This window comes from Desulfosediminicola flagellatus (assembly GCF_005116655.2).
Lineage (GTDB): Bacteria > Desulfobacterota > Desulfobulbia > Desulfobulbales > Desulfocapsaceae > Desulfopila > Desulfopila flagellata.
Genome location: NZ_CP050698.1, coordinates 3,209,152 through 3,221,733 on the forward strand (window position 1 = coordinate 3,209,152; position 12,582 = coordinate 3,221,733).

The 12,582-nt window shown below is 45.6% G+C and carries 11 protein-coding genes; all 11 read left to right on the plus strand.

All coding sequences use genetic code 11. The features are described from left to right. The first annotated feature begins 218 nt into the window (after positions 1-218). Positions 219-398, plus strand: a complete 180-nt coding sequence (locus tag FCL46_RS13425) for a hypothetical protein (protein WP_136807837.1) — start codon at positions 219-221, stop codon at positions 396-398. Between the two features lie 325 nt (positions 399-723). After that, complete coding sequence (locus FCL46_RS13430; RefSeq protein ID WP_136807836.1) at positions 724-2,604, plus strand: bifunctional homocysteine S-methyltransferase/methylenetetrahydrofolate reductase; 1,881 nt, start codon at positions 724-726, stop codon at positions 2,602-2,604. A 952-nt stretch (positions 2,605-3,556) separates the two neighbouring features. Continuing rightward, on the plus strand, positions 3,557-4,879 hold the full coding sequence (locus tag FCL46_RS13435) for a (Fe-S)-binding protein (RefSeq protein ID WP_136807835.1): 1,323 nt from the start codon (positions 3,557-3,559) through the stop codon (positions 4,877-4,879). Between the two features lie 64 nt (positions 4,880-4,943). Then, positions 4,944-5,816, plus strand: coding sequence for a methylenetetrahydrofolate reductase (locus FCL46_RS13440; protein ID WP_136807834.1), 873 nt, complete (start codon positions 4,944-4,946; stop codon positions 5,814-5,816). A gap of 78 nt (positions 5,817-5,894) precedes the next feature. Continuing rightward, a complete protein-coding gene (locus tag FCL46_RS13445; protein WP_136807833.1) occupies positions 5,895-8,936 on the plus strand; it encodes an FAD-dependent oxidoreductase in 3,042 nt (1,013 codons plus the stop codon). Continuing rightward, positions 8,936-9,376, plus strand: coding sequence for a hydrogenase iron-sulfur subunit (locus FCL46_RS13450; RefSeq protein WP_136807832.1), 441 nt, complete (start codon positions 8,936-8,938; stop codon positions 9,374-9,376). The genes FCL46_RS13445 and FCL46_RS13450 overlap by 1 nt, the downstream gene beginning before the upstream one ends. A 34-nt stretch (positions 9,377-9,410) precedes the next feature. Then, positions 9,411-10,079, plus strand: a complete 669-nt coding sequence (locus tag FCL46_RS13455; protein WP_136807831.1) for a methylenetetrahydrofolate reductase C-terminal domain-containing protein — start codon at positions 9,411-9,413, stop codon at positions 10,077-10,079. After that, on the plus strand, positions 10,076-11,002 hold the full coding sequence (locus tag FCL46_RS13460; protein WP_136807830.1) for a methylenetetrahydrofolate reductase: 927 nt from the start codon (positions 10,076-10,078) through the stop codon (positions 11,000-11,002). The genes FCL46_RS13455 and FCL46_RS13460 overlap by 4 nt, the downstream gene beginning before the upstream one ends. A 49-nt stretch (positions 11,003-11,051) precedes the next feature. Continuing rightward, positions 11,052-11,435: a response regulator transcription factor gene (locus FCL46_RS13465; RefSeq protein ID WP_136807829.1), complete on the plus strand. Its 384-nt coding sequence runs from the start codon at positions 11,052-11,054 to the stop codon at positions 11,433-11,435. Between the two features lie 62 nt (positions 11,436-11,497). Continuing rightward, positions 11,498-12,031, plus strand: a complete 534-nt coding sequence (locus FCL46_RS13470; protein WP_136807828.1) for a hypothetical protein — start codon at positions 11,498-11,500, stop codon at positions 12,029-12,031. A gap of 26 nt (positions 12,032-12,057) precedes the next feature. After that, entirely contained in the window at positions 12,058-12,576 is a 519-nt protein-coding gene (locus tag FCL46_RS13475; RefSeq protein WP_136807827.1) for a hypothetical protein, read from the plus strand. The last annotated feature ends 6 nt before the right edge of the window (positions 12,577-12,582 follow it).

The following is a 12,582-nucleotide window of genomic DNA, read 5'->3' on the forward strand; positions in this document are numbered from 1 at the left end:
TTTCCCTCTCCACACTCATTTGCTATTGTATGTTATGTATTTAATCACGCGTTTCTTTTTTCATGCATTTCATTTAGCTGTACGTAGCAACAATGGCAACTGAAGAGGATGGTGAAACGGGCCATCCCCGTGCAACCATCAGGTTTCAGCCCTCAAGTCATTACCAGAGTGGCACTGAAACTTCAAGAGAATGACTTTTTCAACCTTGAGGAAAATCTATGAAAATTGAATTAGATAAAAATGTTGTAGAGATTACCCCTGAGAATGAGCAGGAAGCAGAACAGCTCGACACCCTCTGGAAAGTCGTTGTTGATTGTGCCGGTACAAACAAGAAACTCGCACCTATCGGTGAATACATTCCCGTAAAGTCAACACTCGCCCGTTTCGTAATCGAATAATAACAGGCACTTTTTGCTTTAAGCGATTTAACCTTAAGCGCCCGGCAGATTCTTTTCCGGGCGTTTTTCATGTCAGTAATCCCTCTCCTGTGGTTGCGCTATTTCTCTACCTTTGCTCAAGCAATCGTGTGATTCATCACCCTCCACTTGATTTTCTTCATCAAAGATACCTATATTGTTGCTAATATCAGGTTGTTCTATTTATTAGCGCCGCATTGATGGTGAGTTGTTCAGGCACCGGTTCGTCTCCAGACGTTTCACTCCTCCGCATCAAACTCTCTTCGGCTTTTCGTAGTTTTATTCTTTGTATGACGTATTACATATTATGAAACCAGACTTTATTACCTACATTCAGGATCGGGTCATTCTTGGCGATGGCGCACTTGGCGCATATTTATACGAGTGCGGTATCAGCAGGGAGAAGAACCTTGATCTCCTCAACATACAATCCCCTGACACAGTATTTACCGCCCATGAAGAATACATACGTGCAGGTAGTCAACTCATTGAAACCAATACTTTCGGAGCAAATTCTTTCAAACTTGAACATATTGGCTTTGGCGACAAAGTCAGAGACATAAACCGTGCTGGAGCTGATATAGCCAAAAAAGCTGCTGGCAAAAAAGTGTATGTAGCCGGATCAGTCGGCCCTACTGGTACTCGCTTTCCGCTTGTAGACGATGAAACGACCATTGAAGACATCTCATCATCATTTACAGAACAGTGCATGGGTCTTGCCGAAGGCGGTGTTGACGCTCTCATTTTAGAGACATTCTCAAACCTCGAAGAAATGAAGCTGGCTCTTGCTGTTGCACAAAAATGCGTTCCTCACTTACCAGTTATCGCACAAATGGTTTTCCCAACAGGAGACACCACGCCTTATGGTGATGATATCATCACCTGCACACAAGAACTTCTTAAAGGCGGAGCATCAATCATTGGCACAAACTGCGGACGGGGTGTTCATTCTGCAGAGACTGCTATTCGAGCGATGGCACAGGCAGCACCTGCAAAAACCGTTCTTTCAGCCTTCCCTAATGCCGGGGTCCCTGAGATGATTGGAGACCGAACCATCTATCCCGCTCAGCCTGACTATATGGCTATGAGAGCCGCAGAGATGATACGCACAGGTGTACATCTTATTGGCGGTTGTTGCGGAACCACTCCTGCACATGTACACCGATTTAAATCAATTCTAAAAATTAAGCCGGTTCATGCAAAAGCGTCAATCCAGATAAAGCAGCAGAATGATCCAGGTAAACATTCCAGACGTAACAAGCCTGGTAAGTTTCTTAGCAACATAGAAAGAAATCGTTTACCCATAATCGTTGAACTTGATCCTCCAACCCACCTTGATGTAGAGCATATCTTAACGGGAGCCGAACATCTTGCAGCAGCAGGTGTGGATGCAATCTCACTTGCCGAAAACCCCCTGGCAATTCTGCGCGCAGGTAATCTTGGCCTTGCCTCACTTATACGGCAAAGAACATCACTTAAAACGATCCTGCATCAGACAGGCCGTGACCTCAACGCACTCGGTTTACAGGCACGAATGATGGAAGCACATCTGCTTGGTATCGAATCAGTTCTTGCTATCACTGGTGATTCAGCAACCGGTACTGACCAGCCTGGAGTGAGCGGTGTCTTTGATCTTCGTTCACATGGACTGATCAATATGCTGAGCGGTTTGAATAACGGAGTAAATATGGCTGGCAAGGATCTCAAAGGCCAAACTGATTTTTCTATTGGAGCTGCCTTTTGTTTCAAACCCGAAAACCCTGATATGCAAATTCGCCGTCTTGAGAAAAAGGCTGAACTCGGGGCTCGTTTTGCAATGACTCAACCACTATTTTCTGCCAAAGCCGTCATGCAGATGCTTGAGAAAACATCGCATATCGACATGTGTATTTTTCCAGGGATTTTTCCGCTTATTTCCCTACGAAATGCAGAATTTCTTCACAACGAGGTACCGGGCATTTATGTGCCGGAAGATATACGAAAGAAACTCGCAAAATATGACACTGTTACCGACCAGAAAAAAGCCGCCCTTGAATATACAGATCAAATGATCAGTGAAGTAGCTCAATTTGTCGATGGATTATACCTCATAAGTCCACTCAATAAATGGGATATAATTCTTGATTTCGTCAAAACTATTCGGGAAAATGCGTATAGTGGCAGTGGTAAAATCCACAATGTTCGTTAACGCTCGTATAAGCCAATTGCTCACCCGTACGTAAAAGTCGTATGAGACATTGTGGTAGTTCCACAATGTCTCATACGACCCTGTCCCACTCAATGCTATACCACTCTGTATCATTCAAATATATTGCAAAAACTATTCATTTTTATTGATATTTCCCACCAGCCCTATTACAACACTCAAATGTTAGAAACATCTAATATGCGCAATTGCCCATAACCACTATCACAGCGCTTACTTTACCTTCTGTTTCCAGTGTCTCTTACATTGCCAATTCGTACCTTCGTACAATTATCCCCTCAATCTAAATAATTGACTTTTAAAAAACCTGTCTGTAGATTCGATTTTTGCTTAATCACCAAAGACGGGAGATACACTGGACATAACTTGTATTTACTTCACCTATCTATAGGGACTGTACAGGTAACTCCACAAAAAGGATCACTCTCAACAGGAAATAGCGGCATGGTAATGTTTAGACCATCACAATTTCCGCTGTACTCTTATCCCGGCATTTCTATGTCGCTGGTCGGTGTATTGTTGTCTCAACCCTCCCGTCATCAAAAAATTTCCTCCAATCATTCTGCCTTAAGGTTTTTGCTATGATTCCGCATTACCTCAGGCATACCGAAATTTCACATCATCCTGCACAGGCTGATGTTACGTTTTTCTCGCATTTTGCTCCACCTCACCATGTAGCTAACCGTCATTTCGATACACATCGTCACGACGTTTATGGCATAACTTCGAACGTGCGTTCCCATTGGTGCGTAGATGGTTGAATCATTTCATCATGGGAATAAACCGAAACCATCTGATTCTATTATGGAGGTATAATTTTACAATATCAGCGGCTTAACAGACCGCTGCCTGAAGTGTGATGTTGTTTGTTCTGACTGACAATCGAGTTTAACCTGTGCCGCACTGCGGGCAGGGCAGAAAGAGGATTGAGTTTATGGCAGAAAGCAGTATCAAAATCAAAGGCAAGAAAGAGAGTTTCTTCATAGATAAGGTTAAAGATATCCTCCCTCAGGATGGTAATCTGAACCTTTGCCTTACCTGCGGCGCATGTGCTTCCGGTTGCCCGGCAACCGGACTGGCGGATATGGATCCACGTAAATTCCTCCGCATGTGTGCAATGGGTCTGGATGAAGAAGCTACTAAATCCCCATGGGTCTGGATGTGCACCATGTGTCAGCGGTGTATATATGTATGCCCCATGCAAATCGACATTCCCCAACTCGTATTTAACGCGAGGGCAACATGGCCCCGTGAAGATCGACCAAAAGGCATTCGCGATTCCTGCGACATGGCCTTAAGAAATCCTTCAAACAGTGCAATGGGTACCGCTCCAGACGATTTTATATTTGTCGTTGAAGACGTGCTCGCAGAGTACCAGGAATCACAACCTGAGTTTAAAGATATGGTTGCCCCTATCGACAAAGAGGGTGCCTTTTTCTTTCTCAATCAGAACTCAAGGGAGCCGGTAACAGAACCGGACGAACTTGTTCCCTTATGGAAAATCCTGAATCTTGCAGGAGTTGACTGGACCTACGGCAGTAAAGGCTGGGCAGCAGAAAATTACTGCTTGTTCCTGGCTGACAATGAATGCTGGGAAAAAGTAACCAGAGTATCTGCCAACCAGGCAAACGAACTCGGGTGTAAGGTCTTTCTAAATACTGAATGAGGACACATTACATTCTCAGTCCGGGCTGGACTGAAAAAATTCGGTATTGAGCACAACTTTGAAGTTGCATCTATCTATCAGTATTACGCGAAGTGGATCCGTGAAGGACGCCTGAAAGTCAATTCCGACTGGAATAAAGACAGAAAGGTCAAGTTCACTATCCAGGACCCGTGTCAGATAGTTCGTAAGGGCTATGGTGAATCAGTAGCTGACGATCTTAGATATGTTGTCCAATCTGTAGTTGGAAAAGAAAACGTCATTGAAATGACGCCAAACAGATCCAACAACTATTGCTGCGGCGGCGGTGGCGGATTCCTGCAATCAGGTTATCCGGAAGAACGACGTGCATATGGTAAAAAGAAGTTTGATCAGATAATTGAAACCGGTGCAGACTACTGCATTACCGGTTGTCATAACTGTCATGCACAGGTTCACGATATTGGACACCATTTCGGTGGCTCATATAGCACAGTTCACCTTTGGACACTCATCTGTCTTTCTCTTGGAATCTTAGGACCAAATGAGAGAGAGTACCTTGGTGAAGACTTAAAGGATGTAGACGTATTTCACCCTGAGTCATCTTTGTTTTAATAAGGTTTTAAACTCAGAAGTTGAAACGATCTCACTTGAACTGAATTAAAGGGAGCAAAGACGTATGAGTTTTCAAAAACGATTAGCAGCGAACGAATTCGTCGTCCTGGCAGAAATGCACACTCCGAAAGGAGTGAATATCTCCAGATTAGTCAGCGACGCCAAAAGAGTTAAAGGTAAAATAGACGCGGTAGTCATCCCTGATATGGATAACGGTATTATGCGCATGAGTGCATTGGCCGGTGGTGTCCTTATGCAGCAACAGGGAATCGAAACCATCATGCATGTCTATTGTCGTGACAGAAACAGAATGGCTCTGCAGGGTGATATCCTTGCTGCTCATGTCCTGGGTGTTCAGAACCTTCTTGTCGCGCATAGTGAAGATATCACTGAAGGTGATCACCGCGAGGCCACCGCAGTTAACGATATCGATGAAGTGCAACTGCTTGAGGCTATCGCTAAACTGCAAACCGGAAAAGACATGGAAGGCTTTGAGCTTGATGGCATTCCATCGTATACAGCCGGCTGCACGCTTGCACCTTTTAGTAATGACAAAGGGCTTGATGAACAGCTTAAACTTGCTCAGGCCAAAGTTAAGGCCGGCGCAGCGTTTATCATTACCCCACCAGTCTTCGACATGGTGCATTTCAGCGGTTTCTACTCCAAGGTTAAAGAACTTGGTGTACCTGTAATTCCTACAGTTTTTCTCATCAAATCACTTGCTATTGCTCAGTATATCGCTACCACCGATCCAGGTTCCAATATATCTGAAGATGTCATCAAACGTATTCGCAAATCATCTGATCGCGAATTGGAAGGCATCAAAATTGCCGGTGAGACCATCGCAGCGTTACGTGAGGTTACCCAGGGCGTGCTGATTCAAACTCTGGGTTGGGAGTACAAATTGCCCGACATCCTTGACGCAGCAGGAATCTGATTGAAGAGAGAACTTTGCAGAAGGAATGACCGATTATATCGTTTACCCCTGCGTAACCTTGTCAAATGAAGGGTAGAAATGCAGAACACAAATAGACTTCAAAGCAGCAACAAGGTACTTGTTATCGGCGGAGGTCTTGGTGGTATAAGAACGGCGCTCGATCTGGCTGAAGCTGAAAAGGATGTTATTTTAGTCGATAAGGCTCCCGCAATAGGCGGCCTTATGACCCAGCTCGACCGTACTTTTCCAACCAATAACTGCGACCTCTGCACGCTTGCTCCTAATCTCTCCGAGAGTAGCAGGCAGCAACATATTCAACTTTTGGAGCTGACAACTGTCACCGATGTTAAAGGTGAAAAAGGCAACTTTACAGTTAGCCTTACAACAGCTCCCAGGTACGTTAACCTCGACAAATGTACAGCCTGTGGCGAGTGTCATAAAGCCTTTCCGGAGTGCGTTACCTTTACTCCCGGTTTAGACCACCGCGCTCCGACCTGTATGCGTTATCCTCAGGCAACACCCCAGGCGTACGCTGTAAACCTCGACAAATGCAACGATGTTCAGGCTTTGATGAAGGTTTGCCCTGCCGGTGCAATCAATCCCGATGATATGGGTAGAATGCAGGAGATCAAGTGTAGCTCTATAGTGTACAGTCCCGGCGCTGCACTTTTTGATCCAAGTCATCTGGATTACTTGGCATACGCAACTCAACCAGATGTAGTAACCAGCCTGGAGTATGAGCGCATTCTCTCAGCTTCCGGTCCAACCATGGGAAACCTTGTTCGCCCGTCCAATGGTGAGCAACCGAAAAAAATTGCCTGGATTCAGTGTGTCGGCTCCAGGGGACTACAAAAAGGTGCAGGTGAATATTGCTCCAGCGCCTGTTGTATGTTCGCCTTAAAAGAGGCAATGGTTACCAGAGAACGTTTTGGTGATGATATCGAAACAACTATATTCTATATGGATATGCGTACTTTCGGTAAAAACTACGAGCTATACTTCGAGCGTGCAAGAGACGAGTTCGGTGTACGATTTATTCATAGTCGGCCTCACAGTATAGTGCAGCCGGAGGGTGAAGAAAAGCTCCTGTTGTCATATACCAATGATGGTTCTACCAAGCAGAACGATGAAGCTTTTGACATGGTTGTACTCTCCACCGGTTTCAAGGTGGCTGAAGATGTAAAAGAGCTTTCTGCAAAAATGGGACTTGAACTTCATACTGATAGCTTTCCAAAGACTGACAACTTCAATCCTCAGGCAACATCGGTTCCCGGTATTTATGTCAGTGGAACGTTTGAAAGCCCTAAAGATATCCCAGAAACAATGGTTCAGGCCAGCGCAGCTGCTTGTCTGGCGGCACGGGATGTTGAGACAGTTAAAGCTGATGAAAATGACGAAAGTGCCTTCCCTGCTGAACGCGACATAAGCGATGAAGAACCAAAGGTTGGAGTATTTATCTGCGATTGTGGTGAAAACATTGGCAATACCGTTAATGTAGATACCCTCGTTGAAAAAGCCTCCTCTCTCAAGCATGTTGCTGTAGTTAAAGCTGCAGGGCATGGTTGCAGTCGCGAGTCAATGGCAATGATCAAGGAGACCATTGAAACTGAAGGTCTCAACCGTGTGGTTATAGGCGGGTGTTCTCCACGATCTCATCAGGAGAAATTCCAGGATCTTATTCGCTCTGCTGGTCTCAATAAATACCTGATCGAGATTGCAAATATTCGCGAGCAGGCTACCTGGGTACATACAGGCGAACCAGAGAAAGCAACCACAAAGGCTAATGAGCTCATTCAGATGGCTGTCGGAAGTGTTGTCAAAGCACAGTCTCTGGCGGATTACTCACTACCGATCAATAAAGATGTACTGGTAGTCGGTGGTGGTGTTAGCGGAATGACAGCAGCTCTTGAGCTTGCTGACCAGGGCTCTAAAGTGTATCTGGCCGAAAAAACCACTGAACTTGGTGGTGTAGCAAAAAGCCTCAAGAAAACCCTTGAGGGTGGTGATGTTCAGCAATACCTGAGTGGTTTGGTTGAAGAAACTACAGCCCATGAAAACATTGAAGTTATTACCGGTGCATTACTTGTAGATCACGCCGGAATGCCTGGCATGTTTAAAACTGGTATGCAGGTTGGCCGTCAGCTTTTCTATCGCCAGATAGAGCACGGAATCACGATTATTGCTACCGGTGCTAAACCTAATCGCCCGAGCGAATATCTGCTTGATGAGTGTGATCAGGTTGCAACTCAGCTGGAAATTCACAAAATTATCCATGAACAACCTGAAAAAGTTAAGGGTTGGGACAATGTGGTAATGATCCAGTGTGTTGGCTCCAGAACCGAAGGCAATCCCAACTGCTCTCGCATCTGCTGCCAGAATGCAGTGAAAAACGCACTGTCCATTCTTGAGATTAACCCGGAAGCACGGGTATTTGTGCTTTACCGCGATATGCGTACATATGGTCGACAGGAAGAGTATTACCGTAAGGCCAGAGAGAAAGGTGTTATTTTTGTACGCTACGATCTGGACAGTAAACCACAGGTTGAAGCGGTTGACGGCAAAGTCGATGTCAGCTACACCGACCAGATTCTTGGCATGCAGGTAACAGTCAGTGCAGACTTCCTCTGTCTGAGCACCGGACTTATCGCCGATCAGGACTCAAACGAAGAACTTGCAATGACCTTCAAACTACCTCGTACAGAGGACGGATATTTTCTTGAAGATCATGTGAAACTGAGACCTGTCGACCTGCCACTTCCTGGCTTTTTTGTAGCAGGTACTGCACATTCACCGAAATCCATTCGTGAAAGTGTATCCCAGGCTCGTGCTGCAGCCTCTCGCGCTCAGACAATGCTCGCAAAAGACACAATCAACCTCGGTGCACGAATAGCCAGAGTTGATAGTAAAAAGTGTGCATCATGTCTCGTTTGTGTTCGCGAATGTCCTTACGACATCCCATTTATCAATGCAGACGGCTACTCGGAAATCGATCCGGCGCTCTGTCACGGTTGTGGAGCGTGTGCTGCGGAATGTCCTGCTAAAGCTATCCAGTTAATGGAATTTGAAGATGACAGGATACTGGCCAAGCTGGATGAACTTTTTGAGAAGGTGGTGGCATAATGGAAAATTTCGAACCGGTAATTGTGGCATTCTGCTGCCACTACTGTGCGTATACTGCGGCCGATATGGCAGGGACTCAGCGCCTTGCCTATCCATCCAATGTGAAAATTATTCGTGTCCCCTGCTCCTGTAAAGTTGACGCATTACATCTGGTCAAAGCGTTTGAAAAGGGTGCAGACGGTGTCTATGTCGCCGGTTGTCTTAAAGGTGATTGCCACTTTAAAAGCGGTAACGACAAAGCTGCGAATAGGGTGAAATACGTAAAACAGTACCTAGAAGAGATTGGTATTGAAAGCGAAAGGCTGGAGATGTTTCGCATGTCCGCAGGTATGGGATACCAATTCGCCCAGACCGCAAAGGACATGACTGAAAAAATCCGTGAGCTCGGTCCAAGCCCGATCAATATTGCCATTGCCCAGTTGAACGGGCAGGCAGCGTGATTGCAGGTAAATATAAGAAGGAGAGTGAATTACAATGATCACCGCTGAACGTAAACCTCTAGAAGAACTCATAGACTACATCTCGCCTTACAATAAGATTCTTCTTATTGGCTGTAACGAGTGTGTCACTGTTTGTGCTGCCGGTGGACGTAAGGAAGTCGGGCTGCTCGCATCCGGGTTACAGATGGCCATGTTAAAAAAGGGTAAAAGCGTTGAAATTCGAGAGCATACTCTTGAGAGACAATGTGACCCTGAATATGTAGAAGAACTGGTAAGCATGATAGATGGTGCTGATGCCGTCATGTCAATGGCCTGTGGCTGTGGTGTTCAATCCATCGCTGCTCGTTATAAAGACAAGCCTGTTTTTCCTGCTGTTAACACCAAGTTCATGGGTGCCTCTGAAAGTCAGGGTGTCTGGGCCGAACGATGCCAGGGTTGCGGTAACTGCCTTCTGGGTCAGACCGGTGGCGTATGTCCGATCGCCAGATGTGCCAAGCGATTAATGAACGGCCCTTGCGGCGGATCCACCAAGGGCAGTTGCGAGATCGATGAAAATGTCGATTGTGCATGGCAGCTTATCTGGGATCGTCTTAAGGCGCTTGGCCAGACCGAGAACTACGTAGAGATTGCTGCTGCCAAAGATTGGCGTACAGGCAATGGCAATGGACCCCGTAAGATCATCAGAGAGGACTTGGCAGAATGAAAACAGAAAGTAAATTAGAAAAAATACTGGCCGCAGGTCATCTTGCAGTAACCGGCGAGTGTGGTCCTCCACGTGGTGCCAATGGCGACAAGGTTCGGGAAAAATCCAAATACCTTGAAGGTGTAGTAGACGCCGTAAACATTACAGACAACCAGACCGCAATGGTACGTATGTCAAGCTTTGCAGCTTCTGTCATATGTAAACAGGAAGGGTTGAATCCACTGTTGCAAATGGTGACCCGTGATCGTAACAGACTCGCTATGCAAGCTGATATTCTTGGTGCCTATTCTTTGGGTATCGACACCATGCTCTGCCTGTCTGGTGATCACACCAAATTCGGTGACCATCCAATGGCCGCAAACGTCCATGATATCGACTCTATCCAGCTTATCCAGATGGTTAAGCAGATGCGGGATGAGGGAACATTTCAAGGTGGCGCGGAAATTAAAGCAGGCGCTCCCAAGATGTTTATCGGTGCAGCTGCAAATCCTTTCGCCGATCCGTTTGAACTTCGCGTGATGCGTCTTGCCAAGAAGATCAACGCCGGTGCTGACTTTATTCAGACTCAGTGTATCTTTAACGTACCCAAGTTTGAACAATGGATGGAAGGTGTTTGTAAGATGGGTCTCCATAAAAAGACCTATATCATGGCGGGTGTCACTCCAATGAAATCGGTTGGTGCAGCACGCTTCATGCAGAAAAGAGTACCAGGAATGGATGTCCCACAAGAGATAGTCGACCGCATGGCTTCAGTGCCAAAAGAAGAGCAAGCTGAAGAAGGCGTAAAGATCTGTGTCGAGACTATCGAGAGGCTCAAAAAAGTGGAAGGTGTTTCAGGTTTCCACATCATGGCCATCGAGTGGGAAGAAAAAGTTGAAGAAATTTGCGAAAGAGCGGGACTTCTTCCCAGACCTCAGGTATAAAAAGTGTTAGAAAAAATTCAATCCAACCTTGTCTAAGGAGGGAGTACACGTGAGCGATAAGCAACTGATTTTGGTCGTAGACGATGATACAGATCTCGTGGAAATGGTCTCCATGAAGCTGGAAAACGAGAATTTCAGGGTAGCAAAAGCGTATGACGGTCTCGAGGCAATGGACAGAATTAATGAAGAGCGGCCTGCTCTCATTATCCTTGACGTTATGATGCCTCGAAAAGATGGCTACACTCTCTGTGACGAATTGAAAAATTCGGACAACTACAAGGATATTAACATTATCCTGCTGACCGCTGTTACAGAAGCGATCGGCACAACCAACTACACCCATATGGGTGGCAAAACGACCTTGGCCGATGACTTTATTGCAAAGCCTATCGATCTTGACAAGCTCGTTGAAATTGTTAAAGACAACCTGTAAGATCCCCGGCCGGCCTCTTTCTATTTGAGAGGCCGGCCACTCTGCTTGCTACCTGGAGACACATGGATAGTCCCTCAGGGATACATCCCGAAAGAATTAGAGTCGGCGGGATTAAGATCAGTCCAGAGCTAGCTCAGTATATTTATACCCGCCCATCCAACAATCGGTGTGGACTCCAATCCGCTCTGGAAAAAATTGCATCACTCAACATCAACATTTCCTACCTGACACTCTCATCTGCTACAGATTCAATCAGCACCAGTTTTTGTGTTGCTGCAGATAATCTCAGCACGGTGCAGGGAATACTTCATAGTACCAGTGACATTTCTGACCAGGTTGAAATCATTCCATCTGTAGGTAGTCTCACACTTTTTCCCCACAGAAACAGTATGTTCATGCTTGGTAGAGTGCTTAAACTTTTTGGTAATCATAATCTCAAAATTTATGGAATCTGCACATCTATTTCTGCCCTCACGCTCATCACAGATTTTTCGCAACTCAATCAAGCCATAACTGCACTCGAAGAAATAGTGGAATTGCCTGAAAATCACTCGCCATTTCGCCAGGAATTTCAGATCCGCCAGATTGGTCAATAAATCTCAATATCAGACAGGAGCTAAAGTTGGAGACAATCGCTGTTTATTGGGAACCGGTCATTAGGGTTTATGGCATTGAGACACGAGTAGATGTTGCATTTATAGAACTGAATTTCCCTCTTGATGAGCTGGATTTCCACGGTAGCAATATCGAAAAGCTAGCAGGAACCTGCAACGATTTCATTATGGTGCTCCTCCAATATGTTGACCAGAAATCCGCTAAGATCTGCATTGCTTTAAAAGTCCAATATGCCAAGACGCTATATCACCATCTTGATCGATTAGCGGAAAAAGGATACAAGGTAACTGTCCACTTAAAAGAACATGTAGATATGGTCTTCTTTCATGGCCCTCATTTTCAGGACAGGTATGGAATTGCCGAAACGGCTTTCAGGGTTCTGGATCTTGAAACTGTTTCTCTTCTGGCAGTTGGTTGTACTGGAACCAGCGTCTATCTCGTGGTCAATAACGGTGAGGCAGACTTGGCAAGACATATGCTTTCCAAAGGTTTTATCATTCCAGATCACATGCAGAATAAACATTAACAGGTC

Bases quoted from the DNA above. Each gene is read 5' to 3' on its own strand.
- FCL46_RS13430 (WP_136807836.1), top strand. From the start codon at position 724: ATGAAACCAGACTTTATTACCTACATTCAGGATCGGGTCATTCTTGGC.
- FCL46_RS13455 (WP_136807831.1), top strand. From the start codon at position 9,411: ATGATCACCGCTGAACGTAAACCTCTAGAAGAACTCATAGACTACATC.
- FCL46_RS13425 (WP_136807837.1), top strand. From the start codon at position 219: ATGAAAATTGAATTAGATAAAAATGTTGTAGAGATTACCCCTGAGAAT.
- FCL46_RS13445 (WP_136807833.1), top strand. From the start codon at position 5,895: ATGCAGAACACAAATAGACTTCAAAGCAGCAACAAGGTACTTGTTATC.
- FCL46_RS13440 (WP_136807834.1), top strand. From the start codon at position 4,944: ATGAGTTTTCAAAAACGATTAGCAGCGAACGAATTCGTCGTCCTGGCA.
- FCL46_RS13450 (WP_136807832.1), top strand. From the start codon at position 8,936: ATGGAAAATTTCGAACCGGTAATTGTGGCATTCTGCTGCCACTACTGT.
- FCL46_RS13470 (WP_136807828.1), top strand. From the start codon at position 11,498: ATGGATAGTCCCTCAGGGATACATCCCGAAAGAATTAGAGTCGGCGGG.
- FCL46_RS13460 (WP_136807830.1), top strand. From the start codon at position 10,076: ATGAAAACAGAAAGTAAATTAGAAAAAATACTGGCCGCAGGTCATCTT.